This is a genomic window from Staphylococcus sp. aM (assembly GCF_052975125.1).
Map to the genome: position 1 here is coordinate 564,631 of NZ_CP121447.1, position 15,778 is coordinate 580,408.

13 protein-coding genes are annotated in these 15,778 nt (G+C 30.9%); 7 read left to right on the forward strand and 6 right to left on the reverse strand.

The genetic code is table 11. The features are described 5' to 3' along the window. Positions 1-144: 144 nt before the first annotated feature. From P7F85_RS02575 to P7F85_RS02585, 3 genes are all read left to right on the forward strand, one after another. The gene (locus tag P7F85_RS02575; RefSeq protein ID WP_002467384.1) at positions 145-657 is read left to right on the forward strand and encodes a GNAT family N-acetyltransferase; all 513 of its coding nucleotides are present in this window, start codon (positions 145-147) and stop codon (positions 655-657) included. Positions 658-808: 151 nt separating this feature from the next. Beyond that, complete coding sequence (locus tag P7F85_RS02580; protein WP_002467387.1) at positions 809-2,971, forward strand: bifunctional glycosyltransferase/CDP-glycerol:glycerophosphate glycerophosphotransferase; 2,163 nt, start codon at positions 809-811, stop codon at positions 2,969-2,971. Between the two features lie 164 nt (positions 2,972-3,135). Then, on the forward strand, positions 3,136-3,879 hold the full coding sequence (locus P7F85_RS02585) for a hypothetical protein (RefSeq protein WP_046464430.1): 744 nt from the start codon (positions 3,136-3,138) through the stop codon (positions 3,877-3,879). 84 nt (positions 3,880-3,963) lie between these two features. On the opposite strand, the gene P7F85_RS02590 is transcribed toward P7F85_RS02585, so the two are convergent. Next, complete coding sequence (locus tag P7F85_RS02590) at positions 3,964-5,646, reverse strand: CDP-glycerol glycerophosphotransferase family protein (protein ID WP_002467379.1); 1,683 nt, start codon at positions 5,644-5,646, stop codon at positions 3,964-3,966. A 340-nt stretch (positions 5,647-5,986) separates the two neighbouring features. Here P7F85_RS02590 and P7F85_RS02595 point away from each other — a divergent pair, with 340 nt between their 5' ends. Continuing rightward, positions 5,987-7,588, forward strand: coding sequence for an L-lactate permease (locus P7F85_RS02595; RefSeq protein ID WP_002467374.1), 1,602 nt, complete (start codon positions 5,987-5,989; stop codon positions 7,586-7,588). Positions 7,589-7,674: 86 nt separating this feature from the next. On the opposite strand, the gene P7F85_RS02600 is transcribed toward P7F85_RS02595, so the two are convergent. After that, entirely contained in the window at positions 7,675-8,820 is a 1,146-nt protein-coding gene (locus tag P7F85_RS02600) for a glycosyltransferase family 4 protein (protein ID WP_002467381.1), read from the reverse strand. Between the two features lie 435 nt (positions 8,821-9,255). Here P7F85_RS02600 and mqo point away from each other — a divergent pair, with 435 nt between their 5' ends. Then, positions 9,256-10,734, forward strand: coding sequence for a malate dehydrogenase (quinone) (gene mqo, locus P7F85_RS02605; RefSeq protein WP_002467378.1), 1,479 nt, complete (start codon positions 9,256-9,258; stop codon positions 10,732-10,734). Positions 10,735-10,791: 57 nt separating this feature from the next. Here mqo and P7F85_RS02610 read toward each other — a convergent pair whose 3' ends face one another. The 4 genes from P7F85_RS02610 to P7F85_RS02625 all read right to left on the reverse strand — a co-directional run bounded on the left by P7F85_RS02610 (position 10,792) and on the right by P7F85_RS02625 (position 13,882). After that, positions 10,792-11,256, reverse strand: a complete 465-nt coding sequence (locus tag P7F85_RS02610) for a DUF3021 domain-containing protein (protein WP_002467372.1) — start codon at positions 11,254-11,256, stop codon at positions 10,792-10,794. Next, positions 11,253-11,699, reverse strand: a complete 447-nt coding sequence (locus tag P7F85_RS02615) for a LytTR family DNA-binding domain-containing protein (protein WP_015364749.1) — start codon at positions 11,697-11,699, stop codon at positions 11,253-11,255. Before P7F85_RS02615 ends, P7F85_RS02610 begins: the two co-directional genes overlap by 4 nt. A gap of 145 nt (positions 11,700-11,844) precedes the next feature. Then, a complete protein-coding gene (locus tag P7F85_RS02620; protein WP_015364750.1) occupies positions 11,845-13,215 on the reverse strand; it encodes a HAMP domain-containing sensor histidine kinase in 1,371 nt (456 codons plus the stop codon). Next, the gene (locus tag P7F85_RS02625; RefSeq protein WP_002466309.1) at positions 13,208-13,882 is read right to left on the reverse strand and encodes a response regulator transcription factor; all 675 of its coding nucleotides are present in this window, start codon (positions 13,880-13,882) and stop codon (positions 13,208-13,210) included. Before P7F85_RS02625 ends, P7F85_RS02620 begins: the two co-directional genes overlap by 8 nt. A gap of 132 nt (positions 13,883-14,014) precedes the next feature. On the opposite strand from P7F85_RS02625, the gene P7F85_RS02630 reads away from it, so the two are divergent. Both P7F85_RS02630 and P7F85_RS02635 read left to right on the forward strand, forming a co-directional pair. After that, on the forward strand, positions 14,015-15,073 hold the full coding sequence (locus tag P7F85_RS02630; protein WP_002466288.1) for an ABC transporter permease: 1,059 nt from the start codon (positions 14,015-14,017) through the stop codon (positions 15,071-15,073). Then, on the forward strand, positions 15,073-15,750 hold the full coding sequence (locus tag P7F85_RS02635; RefSeq protein ID WP_002466308.1) for an ABC transporter ATP-binding protein: 678 nt from the start codon (positions 15,073-15,075) through the stop codon (positions 15,748-15,750). Before P7F85_RS02630 ends, P7F85_RS02635 begins: the two co-directional genes overlap by 1 nt. Positions 15,751-15,778 lie beyond the last annotated feature (28 nt).

A 15,778-nucleotide genomic window follows, 5' to 3' on the forward strand; every position in this document is an offset into this window, starting at 1 on the left:
TAAATACCGTTAGAATCAAAACGAGATGTTTGAAGTCCAAAGTTATTGCTTTGATTATGAAAATAATTAATAATAGATGAATTTTTTTAAGAAATAAGATAAAGTATTGTTAATCTATACGATTAAAGGGGGATTTATGTAATCATGAAACAAATAAGGGAAGTAAGTATTGAAGAAGTTGAATCATTACAAAAAGTAGCAATAGATACATTTTATGAAACCTTTGGACCATATTATACAGATGATAATTTACAAAAGTACTTTGATAGTGCGTTTAATATTGAGACTTTAAAAAAGGAATTACAAGAACCACTCTCATTTTATTATTTTTTTACTGAAGATGACGACATTGTTGGGTATACAAAATTTAATGTTGATGATGCACAAACTGAACCACATGGTCCCGATTATTTAGAAGTGCAACGTATTTACTTTTATCAATCACACCAAGGTGGAGGCAGAGGCAAAAAATTAATAGAACTTGCTGTTGAGAAGGCGAAAGCATTTGGGAAATCAAAAATTTGGTTAGGCGTATGGGAACATAATCCTCAAGCCATTAAGTTTTATGAATCAAGAGGATTTGTTGAAACAGGACACCATGAGTTTATTACAGGTGATGTTGTAGATAGAGATATTATCATGGAAAAAGAATTATAATTTAAACTTTCTATGATTTGATTTCAAATCACATATTGAATTATTCGCATATCAGTTCAAAGTCAGATATAATGATGACGTTAATTTTTTAATTATGATTAAAATAATTAGATAAATATAAAAAGATTTAACGTTGGAAAGGACGTATTAGATGCATTCATTGACGATTATTGTCACTTACTATAATTCAGAGGAGTATATTCAAAGTTGTATAGAAAGTATTAAGCAACAACGTACTCAAGATTTTGAAGTTATCATAGTTAACGATGGTTCTACAGATCAAACAGAAGCGTTGATGAAAGAATCTCTTAAAGATTATGATAAAAAAGTTAATTACATTAAATTAGAAGAAAACCAAGGACATGCCCACGCACGTAATGTTGCAATGAAGGAAGTAGAAACCCCTTATTTCATGTTCTTAGACGCAGATGACGAATTAGCTTCTTATGCAATTACTTTTTACTTAGATAAATTTAATTATACAGATGGGTTAATTGCACCTGTGCATTCATTTATGCTTAAAAAGCCACAATATGTTGACTTAGACAAAGTAAAAGTTAACTATTTTGATGGTAAACGTAACATTAACTCATTTTTAAGAAAGCAAACTGCTTGTAACATTATTTTTAGAACGGCCATCGTCAGAGCACATGATTTAAAGTTTAATGAAGATTTAAATGTGTATACAGACTGGTCATTCGTTATTGAGTATTCAAAATATGTTAATAAATTTATGAGAATTACGAATTTCTCATTCTATTATCGTGGAGAAGTGTATGATCCATTTGATGGTAAAACATTGAGTGAACAAGACTTTGACATCTTATTCGAAGATTATGTCAAAATGTTCTACGATGCAATGGCACGTGTCACTCATAAAGAGACTAAATCATTTATTATTAATAAATTAGAACAACAAATTGCGAGAGATTTTGATCCTACACATCATGATATTAAGAAACGATATGCTGCACATAAAGAAACACTTGTTGAACTTGCACGTTATTTAAATGTGAACTTGATTAAACATCAACATCTAATCAATAAAATTGAAACGATTTTATTAATGAATGAAGATACTGAAAAAGCATTCCAAGTGAATCAATTCAGAAAAACATTAAGACACGTTAAAAATGTTGTTTTACGTAATAAGAACAAAGACCGTTCAATTTATGAATTAACAGATAAAGAAGACAATGTTAAGCCAGAAACGATTGTATTTGAATCTTTCGGTGGTAAAAACTACAGCGATAGTCCTAAATATATTTATGAATATATGCAAAAATATTATCCAAATTACCGTTATGTATGGTCTTTTAAAAATCCGAAAAACCATGTGGTTCCAGGTAATGCGGAAACAGTTAAACGAAATTCAGAGGCATATTATAAAGCGTATTCGGAAGCGAGTCATTGGGTTTCAAATGCGCGATTACCATTATATTTAAATAAGAAAGAAAATCAAACGTACATTCAAACTTGGCACGGCACACCATTGAAACGCTTAGCGAACGATATGAAAGTAGTGCGTATGCCAGGTACGACGACACCTAAATATAAACGTAACTTTAATCGTGAAACATCAAGATGGGATTATTTAATTTCTCCAAACAGATATTCTACTGAAATTTTCAAAAGTGCATTTTGGATGGATGAACCTAGAATGTTAGAAATTGGTTATCCTAGGAATGATATTTTAGTAAATAGAGCAGATGATGAAGAGTTTAAAAATGAAATTAAAAAGAACTTAAATATCCCTGAAGATAAAAAAGTCATTATGTATGCACCAACTTGGAGAGATGACGAGTTCGTAAGTAAAGGTAAGTATTTATTTGAACTAAAAATCGACCTAGATAATTTATATCAAGAATTAGGCGATGACTATGTTATTCTTTTACGTATGCATTATTTAATTTCAAATGCGATTGATTTAACAGGATTTGAAAACTTTGCTGTGGATGTTTCTAATTATAACGATGTATCAGAGTTATTCTTAGTGAGTGATTGTCTCATTACAGATTACTCTTCAGTTATGTTTGATTACGGTATTTTAAAACGCCCTCAATTCTTCTTTGCATATGATATTGATAAATATGACAAAGGATTACGAGGCTTCTATATGGATTATAAAAAAGATTTACCAGGTCCTATTTTCACAGAACCTTATGAATTAGCAAAACAACTTAAAGATTTAGATAAGGTGCAACATGACTATCAAGATAAAATTGATGCATTTTATAATCGATTCTGTTCAATTGATAAAGGTACAGCATCTCAATATATTGGAGATTTAATTCATAAAGATATAGAAGGTTAATCTTTATTAAAATAATACGAAAAATTAATAAAATTAGGGTATAATATTTATAAGTAATTAAATATTATGCCCTTTTTTATGTTTTTAATTATCAATGTAAATGCATTGATAATGGGCTGAAGATGTTTGAATGGTTTATTAATATACTATAGGAGGTTTTATTAATGAAGAAATTGTATACGAGTTTGTTAGCTTTATCCTTAGTTTTAGGCGCAGCGGCTTGTTCGAATGATGATAGTAGTAAGGACAAAGATAGTTCTAAAGATGATCAGTCGAAAACAGAACAGAAAGATAAAGCGTCTAATGATCATTCAAAGGATAAATCGTCTGATAAAGAAAAAGATAAAGGCGATAAAAACAAAGACAAAGATAAAAATGATAACGTAGCTTCAAACAATAGCAATTCAACAAGTAATAACCAAGATAGTGATCATAACCAACAAGCAACATCCAATGATAATGGAAGCAGTTCAGATCAACAAGCACAAAATGCGAATGGAAATAATAATAGTGCTACAAACAATAATCAGCAACCAAGTAATAATAATGATCAAGGCTCATCAAACCAAAGTACACAATCTACACAAGGTACTAGCGGTTATGTAGCACCTTATCATGGTACCAATGCAGCAAATGTTGCAAGAAGCTTAACAAGAGACAATGTGAACCAATCAGAAGCACTTAAACAATTACCAAACTTCCAAACTGCCTTAGATATTGCTAAACAAGAAGCTAATTTATATGGTAATCATAATAAAACGTATAATGACTATGGTATTGAAGGTAACAATGGTAATTACAGATACGTATTTAGTTTCAAAGATCCACAACAAAATGGTGTTTATTCTGTTGTTACAGTAAATAGTCAAGGTCAACCTGTTGTTGTTGATCCAGCTTATGGAAAATAGATTAAAAATCTGAATAGATATATTACGAAAAAGGCGTACCACAAACTCTCATTATTTGTGGTACGCTTTTTATCAAAACCAATTTTATTTTAGTTCATCTTGAATTAATTGAGTTAAGTATTGTAATGATTGGTTATCCTTATTGATGTATGGATTGTGATTTTTAGGAACCATATCATTTAATAAATCGCGTGTTAACAAATCAGCATCGGTATACCAAACATTAGATAAGCTTTTAATAACGTCTTTATAAACACCACGTTCTTCGACATATTCAGTATGATGCGGTGTGTATAGACACACATGTTTATCTATTGTTAAAGCATCAAAGATAATTGAAGAATAATCTGTTAAAACAACATCAGAAATAAGTAATAGGTCCTGTGTTTCAATACCTTTTTGGGGTAAAATCACGCCATCAGGTAAATGAGCTATATGCTCGCTTTCAACGTGTCCTTTAAATATGACATTATATTTAGCTAATAATTGTTCTGAAATCGGTAATAATGCATCATCATGATGGTCTGAAACCCATGTCGGTGCATATAATAGCACAGGTTTATTTAAATCACATTCCAATTCACGTTTAAGTTGTTCATGAAATGAAGACTCATCCAGTTTATTTAATAAATATTGTACTCTTGGATAACCAATTGGTAACACGTCAGTATGATGTGTTGGAAAAGCTGAATGGAACTTATCCATAGCTAGTTTAGAGTCACAAACTAAATAATCTTGTTTAGCTAATTTATTATATTTACGAGCTCTGTAATTATAAATATTTAAGTTTTGATTAGGTTCTCGACTATCTAAAAATAACTTTTTAATTGGTGTACCATGCCAAAGTTGAATAATAGTACCATTAGGTTTGATGTTATCTGGTATATAGCTTTCAGTAACTACAACTCGAGCTGTTTCAATCATCGCTTGGGTCTCTGAATCATCAGGCGATATAAAATGTGGTCCTTGTCTATCATTTGTCACAAAATAAGTTTTGATAGTTGGATTACGCTTAACAAAATAACTAAATAAATATTTAGAATTGCCACGATATCCATAATCAAAGCCAATAAAGACAACATGATCTTTCAATACCGTTGAATCTTTATCGTAGATATAACTTATTTCTCTATGCTTTTTTAATGAATGGTTTTTAAATGGTTTGAACATCCATTTTGGTAATTTGAATTTTGTACTTAATAACACTGAATCTGAATATCTTAAGTCACTATGGTCATCAAAAGTGAATTTAGGAAAAGGTACTTTTTGACGATGTTCATAAGCTAACGTATTTAAATAGAATTGATTGATTTTACTTATATTATCTTTATCAATAGATGACCAAAGTTCTGTGCTTGTTTGCATTGGTGCTTTGAAATCATAGACGACATGTCCATCGACAGCAAGTTGGCCTTTTAAAATTGTAACTAAAGCTAAATCGAATATAGTTTCAATATTGAATTTTTCTAAATGCGACAAGGCTGATTTAATTTCAAAAATCACATTTGGATAATGATTAATATTTTTCACCCAGTCTATAAAATCGATGGTTTCAAGCCCAAAATAACGGCAATCATTTAGATATGATTTGTCGATTGTATAATCAACAATGATTGAAGTACTTTTTAACTCTACAGCCTCGAGCATTTTTTGATGAATCATCATGTCATTCGAATAAGGGGCAAAATGAGTGTAGCCTTCATCTAAAGCTTTCGTGAGTTGAATATCTATATTTTCTAAATTAGTAATATTAATTTGCTTTATCATATCGTTGACCTCTTTAGACTAAATTTATTCTTCCTATTTTATCACGTGAGTCGAATGAATACATCATGCGGCACTTATCTTTAATGAAAAAATCGTTTTCACATTCGAATACAATTTAAAAGAATGAGTGATTGAGAATATTATTAAATAATTGAGAAAAACTATAAAAACAATGTTGTAATTTTAACTAGAAGATGATATATTTTAATTGTGAAAAAGTTCACAAGTAATAAATGAATATAATTTAATGAAAAGTCACAATCATAGATATTAATAATTTAATTTTTGATATAAATCTAGCTAGAGACAACAAAATTTATAGTAAAGGAAGAGTCAAGCTATGTTAGTAAATTCATTCAATCCATTTGATAACTTAGTGTTATCTAGCATTATTGCTGCAATCCCTATTATTCTGTTTTTATTATGCTTAACTGTTTTTAAAATGAAAGGGATTTATGCGGCAGTGACAACATTAGTTGTAACACTGTTAATCGCAATTCCGTTCTTCAAACTTCCAGTAGGTATTGCTTCAGGCGCAGTTGTGGAAGGTTTCTTCCAAGGTATTATTCCTATTGGTTATATTGTTATGATGGCAGTATTACTTTATAAAATCACACTAGAATCTGGTCAGTTTTCAACGATTCAAGATAGTATCACGAGTATTTCGCAAGACCAACGTATTCAATTGTTATTAATTGGATTTTCATTTAATGCCTTTTTAGAAGGGGCTGCTGGATTTGGGGTGCCTATTGCGATTTGTGCATTATTATTAGCACAATTAGGCTTCAGACCATTACAAGCTGCTATGTTATGCTTAGTTGCAAACGCGGCTTCAGGTGCATTTGGAGCTATTGGTATACCAGTTGGTGTTATAGATACTTTACATTTACCTGGTGATGTATCAGCTATGGGCGTTTCTCAAACATCTGTATTTACTTTAGTTATTATCAACTTCTTCATTCCGTTCTTATTAATCTTTATCATTGATGGATTCAAAGGAATTAAAGAAACGTTACCTTCAATCTTAGTTGTATCAATTACTTATACTGTATTACAAGCTTTATTAACCGTATTTAATGGACCGGAATTAGCAGATATCATTCCACCATTAGCATCAATGTTAGCTTTAGCATTATTCTCTAGAAAATTCCAACCTAAACATACGTTTAGAGTTCAAAAAGATGTAGAACCTGAACCAGTTAAACATCACAGTGCTAAATCAATATTATATGCGTGGAGTCCATTTGTCATTTTAACGATTATAGTTATGATTTGGAGCTCACCATCATTCAAAAATTTATTCTTGCCTAAAGGTAAATTATCAAGCTTAGTATTGAACTTTAATTTGCCAGGAACATTTAGTGAAGTCGCACATAAACCAATCACATTATCATTGAACCTGATTGGACAAACGGGTACAGCGATTTTAATTACGATTATTATTACTGTATTAATGTCTAAAAAAGTTGGATTTGGTGACGCAGGGCGTTTATTTGGCGTAACATTTAAAGAGTTATGGTTACCGATTTTAACAATTTGCTTTATTTTAGCTATCTCTAAAATTACAACATATGGTGGTTTAAGTAGTGCTATGGGTCAAGGAATTGCAAAAACAGGCGATGTATTCCCATTATTATCTCCAATACTAGGTTGGATTGGTGTATTCATGACCGGTTCAGTTGTGAATAACAACTCACTATTTGCACCTATTCAAGCATCTGTAGCACAACAAATTGGTACAAGTGGTTCATTATTGGTCGCTTCTAATACAGTCGGTGGCGTAGCAGCGAAATTGATTTCTCCTCAATCCATTGCTATTGCAACTGCAGCCGTTAAAGAAGTAGGTAAAGAATCAGAACTATTAAAAATGACTTTAAGATACAGTGTTGGATTACTTATCTTCATTTGTATCTGGACATTTATATTATCTGTGATATTGTAAGAATAAATTAAATAAGCATTTAAAAACTGATTCCTCGATGATCGAGAAATCAGTTTTTTTAGTACAAGATATTTAATGAATGAAAGCTAATTGAACATATTCATGAAGTCGTGATATACGGCTTCTGCAGAATATGATTGAAGTGTCTCATGTCCTTCTTGAAGAATGTGTTGTAGTTCATCATCATTATGCATCGTTAAATCGATACGTTTCGCAAGTTGTGATGTATCATCATGAGCAACTAAGTAACCATTCTTACCGTTTTTAATGATTGAATCAGGGCCAGTATTCCCATCGAAACTTATAACTACGTTATCTTGTGCCATAGCTTCTAATATCACCATACCAAACCCTTCGTTTCTAGATGGTATGACAGTGATTTTACTTTGAGCTAACTTTTGATTAAGGGATGGTGTGGCAGGATAAAGTTGTACGATATCTTTTAATTGATATTGGTCGATAAATTGTTTTAAATGGTCTTTCTCTTGTCCATCACCATATAAATGTAACTCATAATTTAAATGTCTTAAATCATCTTGAATTAATCTGATACTTTCTAATAAGAGATCAAATCCTTTTTCGTATTCTAATCTGCCTGCTGCAAGAATAATATTTTTCTTTTGAGCAGCGATGCGTTTATTATTAGCAATATTTGGTACGACATAAACAGGCGTTTTTAGTTTAGATTGATATATAGCTTGATCAGCTGTAGTCAACGTTGTCACTTTATTAACATTGCGGTAGGCATTAATGATTTGATTTTGGAATTTTTGATCATGTGCATTGAAATTCATATGTTCCATAGCAATGGTAGTAACATTTTTATTCTGATATTTAGCAATTAAGATATTGAAACTTGCCCTTGTACCAATTAGGACATCTGTTGATACACGTTTGATCGCTTTAATCATCTTTTTCTCAACGTAACTCGAAAATTGATTTAATCCAGGTTCATATTGAGATATGCGTTTAGGCTTTAACAGGGGTGTATATTTTTTGATACGATTTGCTAAAATAGCATTGAAATGAGTTGGTTTTAAACGATAATCAACTAAAACTTGTACTTTGATATCTTTGTGTAATTTGAAATAGGGATGATCCTTGCCTCTAAAGACTGAAATAATCGTAACAGGATGACCCTTTTCAGCTAATGTGTTAGCTAGCTGCGAAATCGATTTAACTGTACCGCCCATGGCATAGATATTATGCATGAAAAATGTGAACGACTTCATTTGAACACCTCTTATGTTTTGTGAATTTTTAATTATTATATCATGACATAGTTTACAAAATAGATAAACGAATATGTTAAAATAGATATATTACCAATATTTAGAAAACATCTATTTGGTTGAAATATAGATAAATATTAATTTCAATTGAATTAACCTAAGATGATTAATTGTAATTATATTGTACAATAGGTGATTGTATTCATTAAAATAGTCATGATATGGTACAATATAAAATGTTTTAAGTGTCATGTTTTAGGTAATGGATTGAGTGATTATGACTAGATTTCATGAATAATAAAACTAAGACAAAATGATGTTTAGAAAAGAATAACATTATTGATTTTATTTTTTATCTAATTAGAAAGCGCTTTAATATAAGTCTAGATCATTTGATGTTTCATTAATCAACTAAAAAGGGGGACTGTATTTGTTATGAGTACACAACATAGCAAAACAGACGTCATCTTAATTGGTGGCGGTATTATGAGTGCAACACTAGGAACATTATTAAAAGAATTAACGCCTGACAAAGAAATTAAAGTATTTGAAAAGTTAAATCAACCTGGCGAAGAAAGTTCAAACGTATGGAACAATGCTGGTACAGGGCATTCAGCATTATGTGAATTGAACTATACTAAAGAAGGTAAAGATGGATCTGTAGATATTAGTAAAGCGATTAAAATCAATGAACAATTCCAGATTTCTAAACAATTTTGGGCATATTTAGTTAGAACAGGTCAGTTAGAAAATCCTGAAAACTTCATCCAATCAGTACCACATATGAGCTTCGTAAAAGGTACTAACAATGTTGAATTCTTAAAACGACGCGTAGAAAGTCTTCAAAAAAATGTATTATTCGGTAAAATGGAAATTTCAGAAGATAGAAACAAAATTGCTGAATGGGTACCATTGATGATGGAAGGTAGAACAGATGATGAACCAGTTGCAATTACTTATGATGAAACTGGTACAGATGTTAACTTCGGTGCCTTAACTAAAAAATTATTTAGTAATTTACAACAAAAGAATGTTGAAATTCAATATAAACATGAAGTATTAGATATTAAAAAACAAAGTAATGGGACTTGGTTAGTTGAAGTGAAAAATTTAACGAATAATCAAGTAACAACTTATGAAACTGACTTTGTATTTATCGGTGCAGGCGGTGCAAGCTTGCCATTACTACAAAAAACAGGTATTAAAGAATCTAAACATATCGGAGGATTCCCAGTTAGTGGCTTATTCTTAAGATGTAAAAACCCTGATGTGATTAATCGTCACCATGCGAAAGTGTATGGTAAAGCTGAAGTGGGCGCACCACCTATGTCTGTACCTCACTTAGATACGAGATTTGTGAATGGTGAACGTTCACTATTATTTGGACCTTTCGCAGGATTTTCACCTAAATTCTTAAAAACAGGTTCATACTTAGACTTAATTAAATCAGTAAAACCAAACAATATCATAACAATGTTATCAGCAGGTGTTAAAGAGTTTGATTTAACTAAATACTTAGTATCTCAATTAATGCTTTCAAATGAAGAAAGAGTTGACGATTTACGTGTCTTCTTACCAAATGCTAAAGATGAAGATTGGGAAGTCATTACGGCAGGTCAACGTGTACAAGTGATTAAAGATACTAAAGATGCCAAAGGAAACCTACAATTTGGTACAGAAGTAATTACATCAGAAGATGGTACATTAGCAGCATTACTAGGTGCATCACCAGGAGCATCAACAGCTGTAGATATCATGTTTGACGTACTTCAAAGATGTTATAAAGATGACTTTAAATCATGGGAGCCAGCAATTAAAGAAATGGTACCTTCATTCGGTTTAAACTTATCAGAACATGAAGATGTATATCACGCAGTAAATAAAGAAATTGTTAAACATTTAAAAGTTAAATAATATAGCGAAAGCGCCTCACTTATAAGTAGTTTACTACTATTAAGTGAGGCGCTATTATTAATGATTAGAATTCATTTGGTAAATTTTTTCATTAATATTTTTGATTTCTCTTTTAGTTTTAAAGTAACTTATAAACCATATCAAGATGTAGATGCCTATAAAAATAACGGTGTATGAAACTAAACTCATCATTTCTAAGGGGAACCAACCTGCTATGATTGCAAGGATAGTAAATGGAAAATAACTACAAATAAAATGAATAAATGTAGATTTTGTAATACTCCAATCGGTAGCATTAAATATTAGACTATTAAATGAAAATAAAAGACCTATCAGCATCCAAATAGACATTGATATCAACATAATGATAGGTTCTGAAAGATAATGGTAATAAATGGTTCCCATAGTTGAAGACGGTGACAATGGATGATAGTGTCCATTAGCATGGAGATAACTGAAAAAATTAGATATCAATAACCCAATTATTAAACTAATGAAAAGTGACTTATAAATGTTTTTCATAATGATAATCTCTCCTTTATTGATTTTAAATATCTTCTAGAGGAATAAGTGTAATCATCGTCTAAGTTCTTTAAATACATACGTATTAATCCGTTTGCTTCTAACTGTAGTTTAATAATGGCATTTTGATTAACAATTTCTGACTTAGATATACGAATAAAAGTGTTTGGGAGTTGTTCTTCTAACTCATATAGTCGGTATTTAGTATTGAAAACTTTGCCATTTGATATTGCTACAACATGTTTTTGTTGAGTACGGAAGCTAGTGATGTGTTCGATTTTTAGTTGGAATATATCTTCATTTAATTTGCCATTTATTTCAGTTAAACGATCAATGTCTTCAACAGTTTGAATTATTTTTTGTACATTTTTATCCATTTGTGGTGAATGGATTTCTACAAATTGTTTCTGTTCAGTAGGGCTAATAAATAATTTTAATTGCACAGTTGTAACCTCCTCTATATTAATCATTAAAACATAATAATTATTTGGAAAAGGATAAATAAAGATAAACGGTTAATATATAAAGCTATGTGGTTATTATCTTTGCTGATTGACCACATAGCTTTAATTCTTGATTTTGAAATTATTATATATTTTTAGGCAAAATAATTGTGAAGGTTGTACCATCTTGATGGCTACTTGTAACATGTATCTTTCCGTGATGGAGTTGAATAATAGATTGTGTAATAGCTAGACCCAATCCGTTACTATTGTCATCTGTACTACGTTTGTAAAAGCGTTCAAACAAATGAGATTGCTCTGACGTGTCGATGACATCACCTTGATTTGTAACTTTTATTTGAATGCCTTGAGCTATTTGTTTCAATTCGATATTAATCAGTGATGCTTCATTTGAATATTTAATGGCATTGATAATTAAATTACTAATGGCCTGATGTAACAATCTTTCATTTCCTAGGAAATAAGTGGATTCTAAATCTGACATCAACATTAGTGATTTTTGGTCGATAGCGTAATGTTCATGTCGCACAATACGATTGATTAATTGATCGAGTTGAATTTGATCCGAGAAAGTTAAATGCTGAGCATTATCGAGTTCTGATAGTAATAATAATTCTTTTGTAAGTTCACTCAACTGGTTTGTAATTTGATAGATATCATTTATGCTTTGTTGACGTTCGTTTTGATTCTTAGCATGTTCTAAATCTACTAATGATTGTCTAATGTGTGTGAGCGGTGTTTTAATTTCATGTGATACATTCTGAACAAAATGTTGTCGCATTTCATCAACTTGCTTTAAAGATTGACGCATCGTATCAAAGCGATATTGTAGTGTACCTATTTCATCTTGACGGGTCTGCTTGATAGGGGTGATAAAGTCTCCATTCATTAATCTTTCTGTGCCTTGTTTTAATTGTTTAACAGGCCTAACAATGGCATAGGTTGAAGCGATGACAAGTGAAATAGAGATTAATAATAATAAAGTTAAGAGCACTGCTAAAAATAGTCTGAATTCACTAAATGTTTCTCCAATATCAGGGCGCATAAAGACAGCGACATTCTCGTGATGATTTTTAAATTGTAATCCTACAGTATTATCTGTTTCATTATCGAAAAAGCCAGTTACAAAAAGTTCGAAAGGCTTATTTTTAATACCATGATATTCATTGCCCTTTAACACACTTTTAATATGATATTGCGATAAGTTATCTTTTCTAAATTTTGTACCATAGAATGTTTTCTTACCATCCTGATCAACTGTCATAATTTGATAATTCATTTGACCAAGATGTTTAAAGTAATGATTAAGATGATTATTATGATTGTCACCCTCAAAATCTCTTGCTTCTTTTAACGTTGTCATGATTTTCGTATCATTAGACGCCTTTAAATTAAAATGGTAATAGATATTTGTGAAAATAAAACTAATAAAGGCACTGAATAATATGACGGTAATGGTATAAATAGCGATTCTGATATATAACGTTTTAAACATGGTGTTCTACCTTATAACCTTGACCACGCACTGTCTTAATTGTCACGTTTGAATCTAATTGCTGTAATCGTTGTCGCAATCGTTTTATATGTACGTCAATAGTTCTTTCATCACCTTCGTAATCATAACCCCATATTTTTTCGATAAGATGTGTCCTAGAAAATATTTGCTTTTCATTTGAAGCTAATAGAAATAAAAGTTGAAATTCTTTGTTAGGTAATGTCATCGTTTTACCATTTACAACAACTTCCATATAAGCTTGATGTAAGGTTAAATTCCCGATCGTTAATTTTTCATCCGTATGGATATGGTACCGACGTAAGACAGCCTTAATACGAAATATTAGCTCTTTTACTTCAAAAGGCTTAGTTAAATAATCATCCGTTCCACTTATAAATGCACGTTCTTTATCACTTAGTGCATCTCTCGCCGTTAACATAATAACTGGTAAATCGTAATCTTCTTTAATCATATGACATAATTCAAATCCATCCATTCCGTGCATCATAATATCCACGATTGCAATATCAACTTGATGATTATCAAGAAAATGAAGTGCTTCTTCACCATTGGTATGAGTATATGTATGAAAATGTTCTCTTTCCAAATGTGTTGAGACGTAATTTAATATTTTAGGGTCATCATCTACAATTAGGCAACGATTCATATCCACACTCCTTTTTACTTTATTATACAATGAATAAATTTTATAAAACAATGTATGCTTGAGTTCATATTCAGTTCACAAATGTTCCTTATGATACAACTATCAACAAACACAGTATAGGAGCGAGTATGAATGAAATTAGCATGGAATGAAATTAAATTTTATAAGTTTAGATATGTATTAATCATGTTAATCATAATCTTATTAAGCTTAATGGTGCTATTTATTAGTGGTTTAGCACAAGGACTAGCTAGAGAAAATGTTTCTTTGTTCGATCAATTTAAATCAACACATTATATAACTCAAGATATGAAAGAACCTCAGATTGAAAAATCTCAACTATCTCCAAAACAGCAAATGAAAATTAATAAGGAGACTAACATAAAGCCTACTCAAATGAATTTACAAAGTTTAGAAGTGGCGGGTAATAATGATGAAGATGTACTCACAATGTATTCTCCACAAGAACAACAATTTGATTTGAAAGAAGGGCAACTACCTACAAAGCACAATCAAATTGCAGTGAATCAAAAACTGACAGGTGAAGGTATTAAAATAGGGGATGTTATTCAGTTCAAGCACCATCAACAAACATATAAAGTCACAGGTATTCTTGATGATGCAATGTATGCACATAGCTCTATCGTATTGATGGATCAAAAGGGATTCCAGGATATTAATAAACAATATGCATCATTTTATCCAATTAAAACTTTATCTCAACAGAAAGAAAAACAATTAAACGATATTCCAGGCATCAAAGTGACGAATACCGACGAATTGAAAACAAACATTGCAAGTTATCAAGCCGAACAAGCACCGTTAAATATGATGGTGATTAGCCTTTTCGTTATTACAGCAATCGTTCTGAGTGCTTTCTTCTATGTCATGACCATTCAAAAAATATCAGAAATTGGCATTTTAAAAGCAATTGGAATCAAAACTAGACATTTACTGACGTCTTTATTACTTCAAATTTTAATTGTGACATTATTATCCGTAGTCATTTCAGTCGGTATAATTGCTGGTATTGCTATGATTTTACCTGTGACAATGCCGTTTCACTTAACTACTATTAACTATCTTTTAGTAATTAGTATTTTTATCATCGTCGCTATTATCGGTGCGTTATTATCATTCATTAAAGTTATTAAAGTTGATCCTATAGAAGCAATTGGAGGTGGAGAATAATGTCATTACAAGTTAACCATATTGTGAAAACATTTGGTAAGGGAGAGACTGAAACAAAGGTATTGAAAGATATTGATATCACGGTGGAACCAGGAGAGTTTATTATACTTTCAGGTGCCTCAGGTTCAGGAAAATCTACGCTTTTATCCATTCTAGGTGGTTTACTTTCTCAAACAAAAGGAGAGATTAATTATCAAGGAAAGCCATTATTTTCAAATACTCAACGTAATACTGAACGCCGTTTAACGGATATTGGATTTATATTCCAATCATCACATTTAGTCCCTTATTTATCAGTGTTGGACCAACTAACAATTGTAGGACGAGAAGCAGGAATGTCAAAAAAGGAAGCAAATCAACGTGCATCGAAGTTATTGAGTGACATTGGATTATCAGACAAATTAAATGCCTTTCCTCATATGTTATCGGGTGGACAAAAACAAAGAGTTGCAATTATGCGAGCATTGATGAATAATCCTAAACTGTTACTAGCAGATGAACCAACAGCTAGTTTAGATGCTCAACGAGCAATATCTGTTGTAAAAATGATTAAAAAGGAAATTATAAATAATGATATGTGTGGGATTATGGTCACACATGACCAACGATTATTTGAATATGCTGATAAAATGATTTATCTTGATGATGGTAAGATTGTAAAACATATAACATTATAGGATATTTATAAAAAAAGTGTCTTATGTA